Below are 19,411 nucleotides of genomic sequence, written 5' to 3'. Positions count from 1 at the left end.
CCATGACCTTCGTGGGGACCGAGGCCGGAGGTGCCCGAGTACGTCCGCCAGTACGCCCCGCGTATGCGGGCCACGCTGCTGCTGCCGGCAGGGGTCACCTCCACGGCCTCCATCGAGTTCAAGGACGAAGCCCAGATCCTGGCGGCCGCTCCGCCGGGTCAGGACGCGTATCTCACGCAGGTCCTGCCCGCCAAGATGCGTCTCAATCTGCGCGACGTCCAGGACTTCAGCATCGGACGCGATCTGCGGCTCGCCTGCCGGACGGTGCTGGCGGTTGCCAGGTGAGACGTAAAGCCACGATAAGAAGGAACAGCGATGACAACAGACCCTCAGCTGGTGTCCATCATCATGCCGACGTACAACTGCGGCGCCTTCATCGCCGAGACTATCGCCACGGTCCAGGAACAGACGTATCCCAACTGGGAGCTGCTCGTGGTCGACGACTGCTCGACCGACGATACCTCCGAGGTCGTGGGGGCCCTGGCCGAGGGTGACCCCCGAATCCGGTACGTGCGCCTGGAGACCAACAGCGGAGCCGCCATGGCTCGCAACCGGGCGATGGAACTGGCCCGGGGGCGGTACATGGCCTTCCTCGACTCTGACGACCTGTGGCACCCCGACAAGCTCAGGCGCCAGATCGACTTCATGACCTCGCGCGGCATCACCATGTCCTGCACGGCTTACGCTCAGATCGACGAGCAGGGCACGCCCACCGGAAAGATCGTGCGCAGTCCGGCCAGGACCAGCTACAACCGTCTGCTCCTGGACTGCCCGGTGGGGAACTCGACGGTCATGTATGACGTGGCGCGCCTGGGGAAGTTCGAGGTGCCGAATATCAGGAAGCGCAACGACGACGCTCTGTGGCTGCGCATGCTCCGCACTGAGCGCTACATCTGGGGCATGCCGGTGGTCCTCATGAGGTACCGGCTTCGCTCGGGGTCGGTGTCAGCGAACAAACGAAGCCTGATCAAGTACCACTGGATGCTCTACCGCGATATTGAGCATCTCAGCGTCCCCCGTTCCGTCTTCCACATCGGCGTGTGGGTCCTCATCAAGACCCTCAAAGTGAAATGAGGAAAAGCGTTAGCAGAACATTTAGTTCCCCGGCCGCGCCGGGGTCAATGGAGGGAGACTGTCAGTGAGCCAGGAACAGTTATCGACCCCACAGAACTCCGGGGGCGGGCCCCTGAGAATCCTGCAGATCAACTCATCTATCTCTCGGCGCTCTGGAGTCATGAGCGTGCTCATGAATTACTTCAGGCATGTGGACCGCTCTCAGATCGTCTTCGACTTCTTCTGTTACGCAACGCCTGATGAGACCCACCGTGCGGAGATCGAGTCACTGGGCGGGCGCTGCTACGTCATGAACGGCCACGGCAGGATCGGGCGGATCCGCTCGGCACTGGGACAGCTGCTGGAGCAGCACGCGGGTCAGTACCCCGTAGCGCACCTGCATGATCCCATCCTGTCGCGCTTCCTCTATCCGGTGGCGCACCGGGGTGGCGTGCGTTCCTTCGCTGTCCACGCCCACTCGACCGCCTACTCCGACTCCCGTCTTAAGAGCGTGCGCAACTGGCTCGTGTGCCGCAATATCGGCGCCTACTCGGATGTTCGCCTGGCATGCTCGCACGCGGCCGGTGAGTTCATGTTCCGCCGTAGCCGTTTCGAGGTGCTCCCCAACGCCATCGACGTGGGCACTTACCGTTTCGATCGCCAGGCCCGCGTCAAGACCCGGCGTGCGCTCGGTCTGGGGGATGGCTCAGTAGTGGGGCATGTGGGGCGCTTCAGTGAGGAGAAGAACCATCGGTTCCTTCTTGACGTCTTCAGCGAGCTGCTCCGTCTCAGACCCGGGGTGCGACTCATGCTCATCGGAGACGGGGCTCTGCGCCCGGGGATTGAGGGACGCGCGGCTGAGGGAGGACTGGCCGACCGCGTCCTGTTCCTGGGGGACCGCAAGGACGTTCCTGACCTCTACCAGGCCATGGATGCGCTGGTCCTGCCCTCGTTCTTCGAGGGGCTGCCCATGGTGGGAGTCGAGGCCCAGTGCGCGGGTCTACCCATGATCTGCTCGGACCGCGTGCCCGACGAGGTCGCGATCGGGGACTGCGAGTTCCTGCCGTTGGAGGCTTCGCTGAGTCGGTGGGCCACCCGGGTGGCACAAGCGATTGACCAGGGCCGGGACCTGGGACGCCGGGTCCAGGGCGCAACCCTGACGCGCACCGCAGGCTTCGACATTACGCGTGAGGCCGACCGCCTCGTGCGCCGGTACCGAGCCTTGGCGGAACGGTGACGCGGGAGTATGTGGATCCACTTCGCGCTGTTCGCTGCGCTCCTCCTGCCCGCAGCCCTGGCGGGACTACCGGGCAACGTCGGCCGGCGCGGTTCGCCCGCCCTCCTAGGGGTGACCTTCGTAGCCTTCGTGGCCTTCTCCTCGTTGCGAGCCGTCAGCGTCGGCAACGACACGATCGAGTACCACCGCGTCTTCGAGGCGATCAAGGCGAGCAACTCCCTCCAGGAGGCTTTCACCGTCAGCCGCTTCGAATACGGCTACGCCATCCTCAACTATCTCGTCAGCCGCATCACGCAGAACTTCAACGTTCTGCTGCTCCTCATCTCGGTCTTCGTCTACGGCTCGGCGGTCCTGTTCATCAAGCGGTATGCCGCCAGCTACTCCCTGGCGGTTCTCTTCGCTTTCGGCATGTCCGTCTTCTACGACCTCATGCTCGCTGTGCGCCAGGGCATCGCAGTGGCGATCTTCCTGCTGGCAGTGCCCGCCGTCATGGAGCGCAGGCTGCTGCGCTACGTCCTGCTCATCGCGCTCGCCACTCAGTTCCATATGAGCGCTGTGCTGTTGCTCATTGTCTACCTCGTGCCAGTCATGAGGCTAAGCACCTTCGGGGACTGGTTCAAGTGGGGAACGCTCATCGGTGCCAGCATGTTTTCACTCAGCTGGGTGATGAACTCCCTCGCGGCGACCTCCGCCTACTACGGTCACTACCAGAATTCCGACTACGCCGATGGGGGAGTTCGATCCGCGACCGTTCTCCTTGTTGCCGTCCGCATCCTCCTCATGCTTCTGGCGGCGACCTGCGGCTGGAACGCCGCGGTGGAGGCCGACCGCTCCGGACGCACCCGCAACCTCCTAGCCCTAGCGGTAGCGGACGTCGCCATGGTGGTGATCGCGCTTGGATTCAACCTCCTGGACCGTCTCGAGATGTACCTGACCCTGCCCTTCGCCGTCGGACTGGCCAACCTTGCGGCGCGTGGTGAGAGACCCGAGAACTCCTACGTCAGCGCCCTGCTCGTCGTCATCGCTTTTGCGGCCACCACGACCTTCTTCCTGTACCGCCCCGAGTGGTACCACCTGTTCCCCTACCGCACGTTCCTCGAGGAAGGGCTCCCGTAATGGATCCTGTCTACGTCTCATACTTGGCCGCCCGGTGGCTTTCGCGCCATCGTCTCGCTCCCGCAGCGTATTTTGTCCGCGGCGCCATGCGCGTGCTGTTCGCCTGCGACGTTCCCTATGCCGCCCGTATCGGTGAGAACACCAAGTTCCCGCACCACGCCCTGGGCGTCGTGATCCACCCCCACGCTGTGATCGGTCCGGGGTGCCATATCGGGCACGGGGTGACCATCGGTGGTCGCAAGGGCATCGAGACGGTTCCCATGTTGGGGCGGGACGTGGTCGTGGGCTGCGGAGCGACGGTTCTTGGGCCGATCAGCATTGGGGACGGTGCGATGATCGGGGCGGGCGCCGTCGTGCTCCACGACGTCCCCGCCGGCGCGACGGTCGCTGGAGTCCCGGCCAGGATCATCAAGGAGAAGGTCGTATGAAGTGGGTCCTGCCGCTGGGCACCTCAGTCGGCTGGCTCAAACTGGGAGATGAGATCATCAACCGCTCGATCGAGCGAAACTGGCCGGGGCTGTTCCGCGGCACCTATATCATGCGGCCGGGTAAGCACACCCCGGCGTTCCCGCCTCTGCATTGCGCGCTGCAGAGATGCAAGCTCGGCATGCATAAGTCCGTGGACGTCTCCCGGGGAGTCAATCGCATCTTCGCCCTGCAGCGGCGGCGACGCGCCAACGATGTGGCCACCGACTACCGGGCGCGGGAGATGGGAAAGGACCACTCATTGCCGCTGGTGGAGCGCGACCCCATCGAGACTTACCTGGCCGACCTGGTCGAGTCCTCCTGGGCAACGGGGATTCATGGCCTGAACTTCGACCCCATCGAGACGCGGAAGGTCCGGTTCGGTGTTGGCAAACCATAAGAGCCGCATCACATTCCTGTTGGGCAACACCCTCGTCTTCGCCTTGGGGGGTCTGGCGGTCAAGGCGGTCTCCCTGGTGCTCATGCCTCTGTACACGACCGCTCTGAGGGCCGGCGAGTACGGGACGGCTGAGCTGCTCAACAGCGCCATTGAGATCGTGCTGCCGCTGCTCTCCCTGGGCGTGGTTGAGGCCCTCTATCGTTTCTCGATCGACGACGACGTTCCCAAGGACGAGCTGTTCGCCAACTCCCTACTGGTCCTGGGCGGCGGCATCGTGGGCACCGGGGTGTTGTGCTCCCTGGCCAGCACTGTGTGGGGTATGGAGCATGCGGCGTCCTTCTTCGTCCTGTTCTGCTCGGTGTGCGTCTTCAAGGCCACGACCCAGCTCGCCCGCGGGCTGGGACACGTGCGCCGCTTCGTGGCCTACGGCCTGATGAACGCACTGGCCATGGTTGTCTCCACCTACCTGCTCCTGTTTCGCGCGCATGCGGGCATTGAAGGCTATCTGTGGTCCTTCACCATCGGTTACCTCGTAGGTGGCCTCGCTGCGTTCCTGGGGTCGGCCGAGTACCGGCTGCTGGTTCCCTTCCGAGTCAATCGTGTGCTGCTGCGCCGGATGCTTGTCTACAGCCTGCCGCTCGTGCCCAATCTGCTGTCATGGTGGCTCGTCAGCGTCTCGGGACGTTACGTGGTCCTATGGCACAGTGGAGTCGTGGCCGCCGGGCTCTTCACGGCGGCGAGCAAGATGCCCGCGCTGGTCAACATTGTCGCCTCCGTGTTCCAGCAGGCATGGCAGTACTCGACCGCCCGCGAGATCAACTCACCTGACCGAGGAGCCTTCTTCGGCGCCGTGCTGAGGGGCTATTCCCTGGCGACCCTGTCGACCGCAGGGCTGGTCATCGCCCTGAACCGCCCGATCTCTCAACTGATGCTCCAGGCTGAGTTCTCGGAGGGCTGGCGCTATGTTCCCCTGCTCATGCTGGTCGCATCCTTCGGGGTCATCAGTATCTTCTTCGAGAGCTTCTATCAGGCCTTGAAGAACAGCGGTGTTCTCATGGTCTCCACCATGATGGGAGCGGTGGTCAACGTCGTGCTCGGCGTGATTCTCGTGCCATTCATGGGACCCTGGGGTGCCGGACTGGCCGGGGCAGTGGCCTACGCCCTCGTTCTGGTGGTGCGGACACGTGACCTCAGACGTCGCATCGCCCTGCCAATAGACCGCCCTCGCCTCACCTACCAGCTCGTGCTGCTCAGCAGCATAGCTGTGTTCATGTCCTTCGACGGCGGTGTGTGGCTGACCGTTGCGGTGTGGATCTGCATGGTGATGCTGGCGACCAGCGATATGACGGTCCTGATCGGCGGCGCCCGGGCGGCCGTGCAGTGCATTGCTCACCGGGGCGGGCGGCATTGAGCCGGTTCGGCCCGGTCTGCACGTCCGGCGCCGTCGCGGGCCGTCCAGGCGCCGAAGAGCGCTGTCGGCCCGCTGAGGGCGCCGGTGCTGTTGGCCCGCTCACCGCCGCCCGATACCGCGGTAGGTCCAGCCGGCCGCTTTCCACGCCTGGGCATCCAGGCAGTTGCGTCCGTCGATCACGTAGCGGGTGCGCGCCAGGTCCGCCGCCCGGACGGGGTCGAGATCCCGGTACTCGCGCCACTCCGTACCGATGATGACCAGGTCGGCCCCTTCCAGAGCCGACTGCGTGGAAGACGCGACCTCGTAGGGACGATCCTTCCGCTCGGTGAGGATCGGACCTGCGGCAGGGTCGTGCACGACTACCCGCTCGGCCGTGCCCGCCAGCTCCACGGCTAGATCCAGGGCGGGGGAGTTGCGCATGTCGTCGCTGTCCGGTTTGAAAGCCGCCCCGAGCACCGTCACCGTGGCTCCGGACAGGCGGTCGCCAAGCAGGGCTCTTACCGTACGGATGACACTGGCGCGCATGGTGTCGTTCACCCGATCGACCTCCGCGAGGAAAGCCAGGGCATCACCGACGCCGAGTTCGTGCGCCCGGGCCTGGAAGGCTCGAATGTCCTTGGGCAGGCAGCCTCCGCCGAACCCGATGCCGGCGCGCAGGAAACGACGGCCGATACGATCGTCCATGCCGATCGCCTGGGCGAGAGCTGTTACATTGGCCCCCGCCGCGTCGCAGACCTGGGCCATGGCGTTGATGAAGGAGATCTTCGTAGCCAGGAACGCGTTCGCACTGATCTTGACCAGTTCGGCCGTCGCATAGTCCATGACGAGGCGCGGGGCGCCGGAAGTCAGGATCTGCTCATAGACCGCGTCCATCACCTCCTGTGCTCCCGCCGCGGCTCCGGGATCGGCCGGCAGACCATAGACCATGCGGTCCGGCCGCAGGGTGTCCTGCACGGCGAAGCCCTCCCTCAAGAACTCCGGATTCCACACCAGCAGAGCTCCCGTCGGCTCGATCGCCTGAGCCAGGCGGGAAGCTGTGCCAACGGGCACCGTGGACTTGCCTGCGACAACCTCAGGGCCATCGGCGCAGTGCCCCAGGTGCGGGAGCATGGAGGCGATCGCCGCATCGACATAGGTCATATCCGCGGCCCCCGACTCGGACTGCGGAGTACCCACCCCAATGAAATGGACCTGGGCGCCTTCAATGGCGGAGAAGTCCTGAGTGAAGGTTAGACGTCCGGCCTCCACGTTGCGAGCCAGCAGCCCCTCCAGGTCGGGTTCGAAGAATGGGGCACGACCGCGGCTCAGCAACTCCACCTTGTGGGCGTCGACGTCCACACCCACCACATCATGTCCGAGCTCCGCCATTGACGCAGCATGAACAGCACCGAGATATCCGCAACCAATCACTGACAAACGCATGGCGAAAGCCTAGACAGGTATGTGGGGGGTATGTCTACCCCTATACCCATAAGGTTCCCTGGTGAATTCCTCAAACATTTCACCAAGTATTAGGATGTAATCATCGAATTTTGATTCAACAATCATGTGGCTCATATTGATGGAGGTGGTGGGATATGCTGGTACCTCGGAAAGAAGATTCAAAACGAAATTGTTGTTCGTATGTTCGAGCCTCGCCGTACGAGGTTGCACTCGAGCGACTTTCCTGCCAGTCATCGTGATGGAGGAGAGGTTTTGCCTCGGTGGTTTCACATGCTGCTGAAGTGTGCGTTTCCGTGATCGTTCGGGGTACCGGAGTCTGGGGGTGTGGAGCGTCTGCTGCTGGAGAGTGCGGTGGGGCATGAGTCCATTTGGTCGGGCCCGGGCCGGCAGGTGCGGGGGCTGGCGCGGGCGGCTCCACTGCCTCGGCTAGATTAGGGCGGGGCGGGAGTGCTTGAGAGAGCTCTGTCCAACCCGCCATGTCGAGCAAAGGAAGGCACAGTGCCCGCAGACGACGACTCCAAGCAGACCAGTCCCGGCGCCGCCTTCGGCATCCCCGAGGGCGCTACGGGGGAGGAGGTTGTCGACGCCGTCTTCGGTGAGACCGGCGTCGATCCCGAGCTCCTGCCCTATCTGGAGGCCGTGGGTGCTCCCGGTGGCGAGGGCGAGAGTCTGACCGTCTCCGTCTCCGATCTCCAGGAGGTCGGTTCTCAGCAGGATGCCGACGACGAGGCTCGGGACCGTGAGGACCTTGAGGCTCTGCGCGAGCTCGTTGCGGCCAACATGATCCCCGGCGGCGACACCGACCGCCTTGAGGAGCTCCTCGCCGAGGCCGATGCCGATGACTCCGACGACTGGGACTCCTGGGAGCCCCAGCTCCCCGACAACCCCGAGGGCGACCACCTGCGCGACCTGGAGGCCGCCGCGCGCGCTGTCGAGGTCTCCGCCCGCATGCGCGAGGTCGAGGCCGAGATTCTCGCGCGCGCCCCCGAGCACCAGGTCCAGCCCTCCCTGGATCGCGTCGAGGCCGTCCTCGACATCCTGGGCAACCCCGAACGCACCTATCGCACCGTCCATATCACCGGCACCAACGGCAAGACCTCCACCGCCCGTATGACCGAGCGCCTTCTGGCCGCAGGCGGCATGCGCACCGGCCGCTTCACCTCCCCGCATCTGGCCACCATCCGCGAGCGCATCAGCCTCGACGGCGAGCCGATCAGTGAGAAGGGCTTCATCGCCGCCTGGGAGGACGTGGCTCCTTACATCGCCATGGTCGACGAGCGCTCCCAGGCCGCCGGCGGGCCGCGCCTGTCCTTCTTCGAGGTCCTGGCCGTCATGGCTCTGGCTGCCTTCGCCGACTATCCCGTCGATGTTGCCGTCATCGAGGTGGGCCTGGGTGGGCGCTGGGATGCCACGAACGTCATCGGCTCCGATGTCGCCGTCATCACCCCGATCGGGCGTGACCATGAGCGCTGGCTGGGCTCCTCGATCACCGAGATCGCTCACGAGAAGGCGGGCGTCATCAAGGACGGCTCCACCGTCATCGTCGCCCATCAGGTCCCCGACGCCGCTGCCGAGATTGAGCAGGCGGCGGCCTCGCACCGGGCCATTGTGCGCCGGGAGCGGGACCCGGAGGAGGATCCCACCTCGCCGGAGGCCGGCGTCCTGCAGGTTCTCGACCGCCAGCTCGCCGTCGGCGGCCAGATGGTCACCTTTGCCACCGCGGCGGCTGTCTACGAGGACGCCTTCGTTCCGCTGTACGGGGATTATCAGGCCCACAACGCTCTGCTGGCCCTGGCGGCCGCCGAGGCGATACACGGCGGGCGTCGGCTGCCCGCGCGTATCGTCGAGGACGGCTTCGCCTCGGTCACCAGCCCCGGTCGCCTGGAGGTTCTGCGCTCCTCGCCCACGGTCCTGGTTGACGCCGCCCACAACCCCCACGGCGTCGAGGCCCTCGCCGGCGCCATCGAGGAGGCCTTTGGCTTCCAGCACCTCGTGGTGGTCCTGGGCGTTATGGCGGACAAGGACGCCGAGGGGATTCTGGCGGCTCTGGAGCCGGTGACCGACGCCGTCGTGTGCGTCCCGGTCGACTCGCCCCGGGCGATGGACGTCGACGACCTGGGCGAGGTCGCCCGGGAGGTTTACGGCGCCGACCGCGTCGTGGTGAGCCGGCAGCTCGGCGAGGGTGTGGGGCAGGCCGTGGCTCTGTCCGAGGGCTACGACACCCCGCTGACCGCCTCGGGAATCCTCATCCTCGGCTCCGTGGTCCTGGCCGCTGAGGCCCGTGCCCTGTTCGGCAGGCCCTGACACTGCGTCTCCGGGGATTGTCTTCTCCGGTTCGCGAGTGGCCCTACCGGCGTCGCCGGTAGTCGCCGATCGCGTTCCTCCTCGACCCGGGAGGTTCGGCCATCGTCATGATGGCCGAACCTCCCGGACTCGTTTCGCGCCGTTTGAGGGATGAACGACATCTGTGTGACAGAACACAAGAATCAAGGTGGAAGACTTGTGCACACAAGTGCATACTTGTGTGCACAAGTTGTTCGGAGGGTGATTCCTCCGGCTCCAACCCGCGTCCCTCAGGAGCCCCGCATGTCATTGACGGACAGTGTCGTCTACCAGATCTATCCCAAGTCCTTTCGCGACTCCTCCGGCGATGGCGTGGGCGACCTGCGCGGCATCATCGAGAAGGTCGACTACATCGCTTCCCTGGGAGTGGACCACGTCTGGTTCAACCCCTTCTTCCCCTCACCGGGCAGGGACAACGGCTACGACGTCTCCGACTACTGCGCCATCGACCCGGCCATGGGAACCATGGAGGACTTCGATGAGCTCGTCGCCGCCCTGGGCGAGCACGGTATCTGCGTCATGCTGGACATGGTCCTCAACCACACCTCCACCGAGCACAAATGGTTCCAGCGGGCCCTGGCCGGCGATCCCGTCTACCAGGACTACTACTACCTGCTGCCCCCCAAGGAGGACGGCTCGCTGCCCACCAACTGGGTCTCCAAGTTCGGCGGCCCCGCCTGGGCGCCCTTCGGAGACACTGGCCTGTACTACCTGTGCCTCTACGACCGTACCCAGGCCGACCTCAACTGGCACAACCCGGCCGTGCGCGCCGAGGCCGCCGGGGTCGTCAACTTCTGGCGCGCCAAGGGAGTCAAGGACTTCCGCTTCGACGTCATCAACGTCATCGGCAAGCCACTGCCGCTTCAGGACGCGCCCACCGGCACCGACGACCGCCGCATGTACACTGACGGCCCCCTCGTCCACGACTACCTGCGCGAGCTCTGCGCAGCCAGCTTCGGCCAGGACCCCGAGGCGATGACGGTCGGCGAGATGTCCTCGACCACGGTGGAGGCCTGCGCGGGCTACTCCAACCCGGCCAATGGCGAGCTGAGCATGGTCTTCAGCTTCCACCACCTCAAGGTCGACTACGCCGACGGCGCCAAGTGGACCCGCATCCCCTACGACTTCGCAGCCCTCAAACGCATCATCGATGAGTGGGCCACCGGCATGCAGGCTGGCGGCGGCTGGAACGCCCTGTTCTGGAATAACCACGACCAGCCCCGCGCCATCGACCGCTTCGCCGACCCCGAGCACTACCACGCCGAGTCCGCGACCATGCTCGCCACCGTCATCCACTTGCTGCGCGGAACGCCTTATGTCTACATGGGTGAGGAGATCGGCATGACCGACCCCGCCTACTCGTCCATCGAGGACTACGTCGACGTCGAGGCCCGCAACGCCTACAACGAGCTGACGGCAGGCGGCATGGGCGCCCAAGAAGCCTTCGCCATCGTCCATTCCAAGGCCCGCGACAACGCCCGTACCCCCATGCAGTGGAGCGCCGAGGCCCCCGGCGCCGGATTCACCAGTGGGACGCCCTGGCTGCGGCCCACCAACCAGCAGACCGTCAACGTCGAGCGCGAGGAGGCGCAGGGGCGGATCCTGCCCTACTACCGGCGCCTCATCGCTCTGCGCAAGGAGTTGCCCATCATCTCCCGCGGCGCCTACGCCCCCTACCTCATGGAACACGAGGACGTCCTGGCCTACACCCGCGAGCACGACGACAGCCGTCTGATGGTCCTGTGCAGCTTCCGCGGCCACGACACCGAGGTACCCGTCCCGGAGGCCTTCGCCTCCGCCCGCATCCTCATCGGCAACTACGACGGCAACGACCGCATCCGCAGCAGCGACGAGCTGCCCCCCGTCGCCGACCGCCTCGAAGCGGGAACGATCCGCCTACGTCCCTACGAAGCCATCGCCCTGCTCGCCTGAATCGGCAGCGGTTCGCGTTTCCTCTCTCTCCTTACCTCCAGCCTGTCCCGTCCGCCTTGGAGGGCCGCCGAGCGCCCCTCCCCGATCTCGCTGTAGCCACCCGCACTTCCGAAAGGGATCTTTCATGTCCGAACCAGATCATGGCCCCGAAGTCCTCATCGCCTCCCCGGTGACGGGGACGGTCATCGACCTAGCCGACGTCCCCGACCCTGTCTTCTCCTCCAAAGCCGTGGGGGACGGGCTCGGCGTCGAGCCCAACGACGGCGCGATAGTCTCCCCGGTGGACGCCACCATCACCATGGTCGCCGGCACCGGCCACGCCATCGGCTTCAAGAGCGAGTCCGGCCTGGAGGTCCTGCTTCACCTCGGCGTCGACACCGTCGAGCTCGAGGGCGCCCCCTTCGATCTGAGCGTCAAGGTCGGAGACGCCGTCAAGGCCGGCGATTCCCTGGGCACCATGGACCTCGAGGCCGTCCGCACCGCGGGCAAGGCCACCACCGCCATCGTGGTCCTGACCAACACGATCACCCACCTGGCCGGCCTGTCCGTGACCACCGGGAAGACGGAGGCTGGCGCCGCCATCGCCACCGCCACTCTCAAGGGGGAGGACAAGGCATCCACTGGCGCCGCGGGCACCGGGGCCGAGGTCGGCGGCGCTGATGGAGAGCGCACCGATGGCCTCACCGGCTTCGACGCCACCGCCGCCGACATCATCGCTGGCATCGGAGGCCCCGACAACGTCCGCTCCGTCCTGCACTGCATCACGCGCGTGCGCTTCTACCTCAAGGACGAGTCCCTGGCCGATGACGAGGCCGTGGCCGATCTCGACGGCGTCATCGACGTGGCCAAGGCCGGCGGCCAGTACCAGGTCGTCATCGGCCCCGACGTCGTCGACGTCTACGACGCCGTCGTCGCCCAGCTGCCCAACGTGGGCGCTGGCGAGCAGGACGCTGACGTCGAGCTCGTCGAGCGGCCCACCACCCTGTGGGGCTGGGTCAAGCTCGGCTTCTCCTCCCTCATCGGCGTCATCACCGGCTCGATGATCCCGGTGGTGGGCATGCTGGCGGCCTCTGGAATCCTCAAGGGGCTCCTGGCGCTGCTCATGCAGTACGAGGTCGTCACCGAGGCCTCCAACACCTACCACTTCATCGACGCCATGAGCTCGTCGATGTTCTTCTTCCTGCCGATCATCATCGGCTTCACCGCCGCCAAGCGCTTGGGCGCCGACCCCATCGTCGTGGCCATCATCGGCGGGGTGCTCTGCTACCCCTCCGTGGTGGACATGTCCAAGAACACCGACGACGTTATCACCGTGGGACGCACCGTCTTCAACTCCGACTTCTTCGGCATCCCGGTCTCCCTGCCCGCCGGCAACGCCTACGCCTACTCGATCTTCCCCATCATCGTGGGGGCCTGGCTCGCCTCCAAGATCGAACCCTGGCTCAAGAAGACGCTGCCGGCCGTCATCCGCCCGATCTTCGGGCCGCTCATCGAGATCTTCGTGGTCTCCGCCCTCATCCTGTTGGTCTTCGGTCCCGCCGTCATGCTCGTCTCCGGTGGAATTGCCGCTGTCATCAACGCGATCCTGAGTTTCAACTACACGCTCGCGGGCCTGCTCATCGGTGGCTTCTACCAGTGCCTGGTCATCTTCGGCCTGCACTGGGCGGTCATCCCGATCATCTCCTCCGAGCTCGCCAGCCCCGGCTACTCCCACCTCAACGCCATTGTCTCGGCCACCATGATCGCCCAGGGCGGAGGCGCCCTGGCCGTCTGGCTCAGGGTGCGCGATGCCCGCATCAAGCGCATGGCCGCACCCGCTACCATCTCCGCCTTCTGCGGCGTGACCGAACCGGCCATGTACGGTCTCAACCTCAAGTACGGCCGCATCTTCATCACCGCCTCGATCGGCGGCGCCGTCGGCGGACTGCTCACCGGGCTGCTCAACGTCAACATGTGGGGCTTCACCGGAGGCTTCGTCGGCTTCCCGTCCTTCGTCAACCCCGATGGCATGGACTCTTCCTTCACCGGCTTCTGGATCGCCGGCGCCGCGGCCCTCCTGGTCTCCTTCCTGTGCACCTACTTCTTCGGCTTCAAGCAGGCCGACTTCGACAAGGAACGCACCGTCAAGAAGGTACGCCTTGGCAACCGCGAGCCCGTCGCCAAGTAGCCAATATCCGGGCAGTACCGCTCAGCCGGGTGCGCCCGATGGGCTCGTCTCGCCTCCTCCGACAGATCGGTGGCCCGGCAGCGTTTCAGATGCTGCCGGGCCACCGGCCCGCCTATGCGGCTCCTATACAGCTCTACATCCTCCACCTCGCCGGCCCCGCCTCAGCGCTCTGCCGGCAGCCGGTGGGCGGTGTCCTGGAAGGCGAAGTCGACCGGTGAATGGCGCGAGCGCGTGTACTCGAAGAGCACACCCGTCGAGTCGAAGGTCGTCGAGGAGACCACGACGACGCAATCCATTCCCCCCAGGTGGATGAGCCGCTGGTCCTCCTCGGTGGCCCGCTCCACCGTGATCCGCCGCGTCGCGCTGGCCACCCGCACCCCCAGGACCTCCTCCAGATGGGCATAGACCGAGGACTCGACGATCTGCCGGGTCAGGCGGGGAACCACCGAGGCCAGGAAATAGCTGGTGTCCACGATGAGCGGGACGTTATCCAGCACGCGCAGCCGCTTGACGCAGATGATCTCGGCGCCCTCGGCCATGCCTGAGGCCTCGGCCGTCTCGGCATCGACGACGCCCTCCTCCAGCGAGATCATGTGGGTGCTCAGAGAAATCCGATTGCGCTCAGCCGCTTCCCGAAGCGACTCGATCCCCCCGACCAGAAAGGTGGAGGTCGCCCGCGGCCGGGAGATAACCTGGACGCCCCGGCCCTGCATGGTCTGGACGTACCCTTGAGTCACGAGCAGTGCCAGCGCCTTGCGCACCGTGTTACGGGTGCAGCCGAACTCCTCGGCCAGGGCGTTCTCCGAGGGGAGCAGTTCGAGGAAGCGGTAGGTGCCGGACTCGATGCGCTCGTGCAGGGTCTGGAAGATCTGGTCGTACTTGGCCTGCGCCACGGGAAGGCTCCTCTCTTCCTCTGGATCTCGGGCGGTGGGCGTCGGACGTCGCCCGGGGCTCGTGCATACAAGTATCACGCCGTCCGACGTCTCCCCGTCATCTGTGATGGTGCGTCCATTCGAGCTGGTCGCAGGCCGTTCGGCCGTCTCAACGAGCGAGGCGGCCAGGTGCGTGAGAGGATGGAAATGCGAGTGGGCGGTGAGCACCTCGTCGGCCTGCTCCGGCGCGTCCCACGGACGTTCCCGGGATGCGCAGGGACCCATCGGGTCCACGCGGGGCCCGATCAAAGCCGCGTGGTCGTCCTTCACCCTCGGGTGCATGGCGGTCAGGCCTGGAACCAACACCTGCCAAGACCTGAGAAGGGAACTCCATGTCCTTGGATGCCGCCTGGGCCCTCGACTGGACCCATCGTGCCGCCGTAATGATCGCCGAGAACCGTGCAGAGTTGACCGAACTGGACCGAGCCATCGGGGACGCCGACCACGGCGACAACCTGGACCGCGGCATGAGGGCCGTGGTCACCAAACTGGACGCCGCCCAGAAGGCCGGAAACCTCCCGGCCACCCCCGGAGGGGTCCTCAAGGTCGTCGCCACCACTCTCATGGCCACGGTCGGCGGCGCCGGAGGCCCGTTGCTGGGAACCGCCTTCCTCAGGGCCGCCCGCTCCTCCGACGCGTCCGCCTGGGGAGCGGAGAACCTGGTCCGGGCGCTGGAGGAGGCCACCTCTGGCCTGGAGGCCAGGGGCCACGCCACCAGTGGGGACAAGACCATGGCCGATGCCTGGCGCCCCGCGACGGTGGCCGCCAGGGAGGCGGCGGAGATCGGAGAGGATGAGGTCGGCGTCCTCTCGGCCGCCGCCCGGGCCGCCGCCGATGGGGCTCGGGATACTGAACCGCTTCAAGCGCGCCGCGGGCGTGCCTCCTTCCTGGGGGAGCGCTCCTGCGGGCACCGCGACCCCGGCGCCCAGTCCTCCGCGCTCATCTTCCAAGCCGCCCTCGATGCCGCTCGCGCCTGCTCCTTAGAGCCGATCATGGTGGTCGAGCAGGCCTGAACGGGCGCCGTCATGGCCTTGGAGGGTCCGGACCCGTTATGGTCCATCCGGTCCCTCACCCTCCGACCCAGCAAGGAGCCTCCATGGCCAGCACGTCCACCACGTCCCAGACCGGCCGTATCCTCATCCTCATCAAGCCCGACGCCGTTGAGCGCCGCCTGACCGGCGAGATCCTGCGCCGCATCGAGGCCAAGGGGTACGTCCTGACCGCTTTGAAGATCCTGACCCCCACCGAGGAGATCCTCGCCGCGCACTACGCCGAGCACGTGGACAAGCCCTTCTACCCCGGCGTCGTGGACTACATGACCTCCGGCAACGTAGTGGCAGCGGTTGCCGAGGGCCGGCGCGTCGTCGAGGGCGTGCGCAGCCTCATGGGCCCCACCGACCCCACCACGGCCGCCCCCGGCACCATCCGCGGCGACCTGGGCCGCGACTGGGGGACCCCCGCCATTCTCAACCTCGTCCACGGCTCGGACAGTGATGAGTCCGCGGCTCGTGAGATCGCCATCTGGTTCCCTGAGCTGGCCGACTGACCTGGTCCGCCTCGGCCTTGGGCCCGCACGACGACGGTGCGCCTCCCTGTGGTGGGAGGCGCACCGTCGTCGTAGGCGCGAAGGCTGCGATCAGGCCTGCTTGGCCCGGCCCAGAACCTCCTTGAGCGGTACCCGGGCGCCGGTGCGGGTGACGGCCCGGGTGTAGATCGCGGCCGCCGCACGCACCAGCAATGGCAGGAAGACGAGCGCAATCGCCAAGGCGATGACCTGCTCGGTCCACGAGGAGACCCCGAGCACCAGGCGCGCGGGCATCATGAATGGCGCGAAGGGAGGCAGGAAGGCCAGGACCCGGAAGGTCATGCTGTTGGCGTCCCCGGTGGCCATCAAGAAGCTCAGAACATAGGGGACCATCGAAAGCATGACCAGGGGCATGCTCACCGAGCTGACGTCCTCCTGCCGGCTCACGAGCGAGGCGGCGGCCCCGAAGGCGACCGCGAAGATCGCATATCCCACGATCAGCCACACGAGCATCGCCACGAGCACGCCGTCCAGGTTGAGGTTGATATTCGGCATGACGCCGGTTGCCTTCGCGGTGACGACCCCGGCCACGGCGACGGCTCCGGTGGTGAGGAAGGATGCGATGCCGATCCCCAGGATCTTGCCGGCCAGCAGCGAGCTGGGCCGCACGCAGGCCAGGAGGATCTCCACGATCCGGCTGGACTTCTCCTCCACCACGCCCTGGGCGATGAACTGGCCCCCGCCCATGATGGCGAACAGCAGCAGGACGTCGATCGTCAGGAGGATTGTGTAGCGCGGGCCGAAATCGGCGGCGTCGCGCTTGGGGGAGTCGAGGACCGTGACCTCCGGCTTGGCGGCGCTGAGCTGGGAGGCCACCTGAGCCGGATCCCCGCCCAGCGTCGCGATCTGCTGGCCCAGGGCCGCCTGCTGGAGGAAGGCCGTGACTCCGGAGACGACCGCGTCATCGACCGACTTCTCCACGGTGACGGTGGGGGCGGAGCCGGAGACGTCGAGGACCATGTCCACGTGCGGCGTGCCCTCGGGGGCGTCGTCGGCCAGGACATCCTTCGTCTCCCGGCCGGAGACGTCAACGACCTCGATGGCCTCCCCGTTGGAGGCGACCACCTTGTCCAACCCGGTGGCCTGAGCGACCGGGACGCCCTTAAGGCCGAGCCGGTAGCCCTCGTTCTGGTTGGAGGTGTAGAGCTTGACGCCGATGATGCCGCCGACGGCAGCGATGAGCAGGACGAGGGTCAGGATAATGGTGGACTTCTTCATCAGGTGTGCGCGGAGCTCGCGGCCGGCGACCAGAGTGATCTCCTGACGGCGGGTGATGGGGCTGGTCCGGGCGCTCATCGGTGCGCCTCCTTCTTGTCCGTCTTCTTCTGCGTCGGGTCGTTGGTCTCGTCGGGAGTTGCGGGTGCCATGAGGACCTCCCGGAAGATGTCGGTGAGCCGGTGGCGCACCGGGCCGAGCTCGCGCACCGTCCCCAGTCGCTGCGCGGCGCGCAGCAGCTCTTGCTCATCCCCACCCGCCGCGGTGATGACCAGGCGGCCCTGGCCATCGATCTGCGCGTCCGGATCGTCCAGTCCGTCCAGAGCGCCGGCCTCCGGTGGGGCGGCGCCCGGCGGCGGCTCGACGACCACTCGCCAGCGGGGTGTCTCGGTGGCCTGGAGCTCGGGGATCGTCCCGTCGGCCACGAGCCTGCCCGAGCGGATGATGACCACCCGGTCGCACAGACGCTCGACGACGTCGAGCTGGTGGGAGGAGAACAGCGTGGGCACGCCCGCGGACGCCCGCTCCAGGAGGACCTGGCTCATGACGTCCACGGCAACCGGATCCAGGCCGGAGAAGGGTTCATCGAGGATGAGCAGCTCGGGGTCGCTCACGAGGGCGGCGGCCAGCTGGACGCGCTGCTGGTTGCCCAGCGACAGGCTCTGCACCTCGTCATTCCGGCGCTCCTCGAGTCCCAGGCGCTTGGTCCACCGGTCTGCCGCCGCCTTGGCCGTGGGGGCGGACAGCCCGTGCAGACGAGCCAGGTAGACGAGCTGCTCGGCCGCCTTCATCCGGGGGTAGAGGCCCCGTTCCTCGGGCATGTATCCGATGGCGCGTCGTGTGGAGGCGTCGACGGGGGCGCCCTTCCAGGTCACGGCGCCCGAGTCGGCGGCGAGCGATCCCATGATGATGCGCATCGTGGTGGACTTGCCGGCTCCGTTGGCGCCGACGAAGCCGACGATCTCGCCGCCGGCCAGTGATAGGGAGAGGCAGTCGAGGGCCTGGAGGCTCCCGAAGCGTTTGGAGAGGTTGGACAGTGTGAGCATCGTGGCTCCTTGGGTCTCGAAGACGAGAGTCGGATGGGGAGACGTGCGAACAGCATGTCTAGCTCCCTTGACATGGAAAGTCTGCTTGTCCTGACTCAGGATGTCAAGTCCCTTTGTCGTTTCTATCGTCGTCGCAGCCGTTCGCGCTGTTAGGGTGGCACCCGTGCACCTCAAGACGTTGACGATCAAGGGATTCAAGTCCTTCGCCTCGTCAACCACCCTCCGCCTGGAGCCCGGCATCACCGCTGTGGTCGGCCCCAACGGCTCAGGTAAGTCTAACGTCGTCGACGCCCTGACCTGGGTGATGGGGGAGCAGGGCGCCAAGAACCTGCGCGGCGGCTCCATGGCCGACGTCATCTTCGCGGGCGCCGGCTCCCGTCCGGCCCTCGGGCGGGCCGAGGTCTCCCTGACCATCGACAACACCGACGGTGCCCTGCCGATCGACTACACCGAGGTCACCATCTCGCGCACGCTGTTCCGCGGTGGCGGCTCGGAGTACCAGATCAACGGCACCCCCTGCCGCCTCCTCGATGTCCAGGAGCTCCTCAGCGACACGGGCCTGGGGCGCCAGATGCACGTCATCGTCGGGCAGGGACAGCTCGACGCCGTCCTGAGCGCCACCCCTGACGACCGCCGCGGTTTCATCGAGGAGGCCGCGGGCGTCCTCAAGCACCGCAAGCGCAAGGAACGCGCTCTGCGCAAGCTCGACTCCATGGCCGCCGACCTCGCCCGAGTCTCCGACCTCGCCCAGGAGCTGCGCCGCCAGCTCGGTCCCCTGGCCCGGCAGGCCGCCATCGCCCGGCGCGCCCGGACCATCCAGGTCGAGGTCCGTGACGCAACCGCCCGGCTGCTGGCCGACGACGTCGTCCAGGCCCAGTCCCTTCTGGAGGCCGGAGACGAGGACAAGGAGGCCCTGGCCAGGCGCCGCCGCCTGGTCGAGGAGGCCGAGCGAGCCGCCCGAGCCCGCCTGAGCGAGCTGGCCGCCATCGAGACCACCTCCGCTCAGCGCCTGGCCCGAGCCGGCAGCATCTGGGAGGACCTCACTGAGGTCGCCCAGTCCCTGGGC

Annotated in this window: 17 protein-coding genes; 13 read left to right on the top strand and 4 right to left on the bottom strand. The window is 66.5% G+C overall.

Features of this window, described 5'->3' with window-relative positions:
* Positions 1 to 30 precede the first annotated feature (30 nt).
* The 7 genes from HMPREF0975_RS16485 (at position 31) to HMPREF0975_RS00965 (ending at position 5,682) form a co-directional block, all read left to right on the top strand.
* Entirely contained in the window at positions 31 to 285 is a 255-nt protein-coding gene (locus HMPREF0975_RS16485; protein WP_009232217.1) for a hypothetical protein, read from the top strand.
* A 30-nt stretch (positions 286 to 315) separates the two neighbouring features.
* A complete protein-coding gene (locus tag HMPREF0975_RS00990; protein ID WP_009232216.1) occupies positions 316 to 1,074 on the top strand; it encodes a glycosyltransferase family 2 protein in 759 nt (252 codons plus the stop codon).
* Positions 1,075 to 1,138: 64 nt separating this feature from the next.
* The gene (locus tag HMPREF0975_RS00985) at positions 1,139 to 2,290 is read left to right on the top strand and encodes a glycosyltransferase (RefSeq protein WP_009232215.1); all 1,152 of its coding nucleotides are present in this window, start codon (positions 1,139 to 1,141) and stop codon (positions 2,288 to 2,290) included.
* A gap of 9 nt (positions 2,291 to 2,299) precedes the next feature.
* Positions 2,300 to 3,406 carry an EpsG family protein gene (locus HMPREF0975_RS00980; RefSeq protein ID WP_009232214.1) on the top strand — a complete coding sequence of 369 codons (1,107 nt, stop codon included), beginning with the start codon at positions 2,300 to 2,302 and terminating at the stop codon, positions 3,404 to 3,406.
* A gap of 86 nt (positions 3,407 to 3,492) precedes the next feature.
* Positions 3,493 to 3,834, top strand: coding sequence for a serine O-acetyltransferase (locus HMPREF0975_RS00975; protein ID WP_231382031.1), 342 nt, complete (start codon positions 3,493 to 3,495; stop codon positions 3,832 to 3,834).
* Positions 3,831 to 4,271 (top strand): hypothetical protein, encoded by a 441-nt coding sequence (locus tag HMPREF0975_RS00970; RefSeq protein WP_009232212.1) that lies wholly within the window; start codon positions 3,831 to 3,833, stop codon positions 4,269 to 4,271. The genes HMPREF0975_RS00975 and HMPREF0975_RS00970 overlap by 4 nt, the downstream gene beginning before the upstream one ends.
* Entirely contained in the window at positions 4,255 to 5,682 is a 1,428-nt protein-coding gene (locus tag HMPREF0975_RS00965; protein WP_009232211.1) for a lipopolysaccharide biosynthesis protein, read from the top strand. Before HMPREF0975_RS00970 ends, HMPREF0975_RS00965 begins: the two co-directional genes overlap by 17 nt.
* Before the next feature lie 99 nt (positions 5,683 to 5,781).
* On the opposite strand, the gene HMPREF0975_RS00960 is transcribed toward HMPREF0975_RS00965, so the two are convergent.
* Positions 5,782 to 7,104 (bottom strand): UDP-glucose dehydrogenase family protein, encoded by a 1,323-nt coding sequence (locus tag HMPREF0975_RS00960; RefSeq protein ID WP_009232210.1) that lies wholly within the window; start codon positions 7,102 to 7,104, stop codon positions 5,782 to 5,784.
* A 519-nt stretch (positions 7,105 to 7,623) separates the two neighbouring features.
* Here HMPREF0975_RS00960 and HMPREF0975_RS00955 point away from each other — a divergent pair.
* From HMPREF0975_RS00955 to HMPREF0975_RS00945, 3 genes are all read left to right on the top strand, one after another.
* Positions 7,624 to 9,429 (top strand): bifunctional folylpolyglutamate synthase/dihydrofolate synthase, encoded by a 1,806-nt coding sequence (locus HMPREF0975_RS00955; protein ID WP_009232209.1) that lies wholly within the window; start codon positions 7,624 to 7,626, stop codon positions 9,427 to 9,429.
* A 282-nt stretch (positions 9,430 to 9,711) separates the two neighbouring features.
* Positions 9,712 to 11,400, top strand: coding sequence for an alpha,alpha-phosphotrehalase (locus HMPREF0975_RS00950; protein WP_009232208.1), 1,689 nt, complete (start codon positions 9,712 to 9,714; stop codon positions 11,398 to 11,400).
* A 124-nt stretch (positions 11,401 to 11,524) separates the two neighbouring features.
* Positions 11,525 to 13,567, top strand: coding sequence for a glucose PTS transporter subunit IIA (locus HMPREF0975_RS00945; protein ID WP_009232207.1), 2,043 nt, complete (start codon positions 11,525 to 11,527; stop codon positions 13,565 to 13,567).
* 161 nt (positions 13,568 to 13,728) lie between these two features.
* Here the strand turns inward: HMPREF0975_RS00945 and HMPREF0975_RS00940 are convergent, their stop codons facing one another.
* On the bottom strand, positions 13,729 to 14,460 hold the full coding sequence (locus HMPREF0975_RS00940; protein WP_009232206.1) for a UTRA domain-containing protein: 732 nt from the start codon (positions 14,458 to 14,460) through the stop codon (positions 13,729 to 13,731).
* Between the two features lie 371 nt (positions 14,461 to 14,831).
* Here HMPREF0975_RS00940 and dhaL point away from each other — a divergent pair, with 371 nt between their 5' ends.
* Together dhaL and ndk are read left to right on the top strand one after the other, a co-directional pair.
* Positions 14,832 to 15,512, top strand: coding sequence for a dihydroxyacetone kinase subunit DhaL (dhaL, locus tag HMPREF0975_RS00935; RefSeq protein ID WP_009232205.1), 681 nt, complete (start codon positions 14,832 to 14,834; stop codon positions 15,510 to 15,512).
* A gap of 83 nt (positions 15,513 to 15,595) precedes the next feature.
* The gene (gene ndk / locus HMPREF0975_RS00930) at positions 15,596 to 16,045 is read left to right on the top strand and encodes a nucleoside-diphosphate kinase (protein WP_009232204.1); all 450 of its coding nucleotides are present in this window, start codon (positions 15,596 to 15,598) and stop codon (positions 16,043 to 16,045) included.
* A 90-nt stretch (positions 16,046 to 16,135) separates the two neighbouring features.
* Here ndk and HMPREF0975_RS00925 read toward each other — a convergent pair whose 3' ends face one another.
* On the bottom strand, positions 16,136 to 17,380 hold the full coding sequence (locus HMPREF0975_RS00925) for an ABC transporter permease (protein ID WP_009232203.1): 1,245 nt from the start codon (positions 17,378 to 17,380) through the stop codon (positions 16,136 to 16,138).
* Positions 17,377 to 18,345, bottom strand: coding sequence for an ABC transporter ATP-binding protein (locus tag HMPREF0975_RS00920; protein ID WP_009232202.1), 969 nt, complete (start codon positions 18,343 to 18,345; stop codon positions 17,377 to 17,379). The genes HMPREF0975_RS00925 and HMPREF0975_RS00920 overlap by 4 nt, the downstream gene beginning before the upstream one ends.
* A gap of 163 nt (positions 18,346 to 18,508) precedes the next feature.
* Between HMPREF0975_RS00920 and HMPREF0975_RS00915 the strand changes: the two genes are divergently transcribed.
* On the top strand, positions 18,509 to 19,411 hold a 903-nt coding region (locus HMPREF0975_RS00915), incomplete at its 3' end, for a chromosome segregation SMC family protein (RefSeq protein ID WP_009232201.1).

It is taken from the genome of Actinomyces sp. oral taxon 849 str. F0330 (genome assembly GCF_000239715.1).
GTDB lineage: Bacteria > Actinomycetota > Actinomycetes > Actinomycetales > Actinomycetaceae > Actinomyces > Actinomyces johnsonii.
The sequence above is the reverse complement of the archived record's forward strand: the minus strand, read 5'-3'. Positions and strand labels throughout refer to the sequence as shown.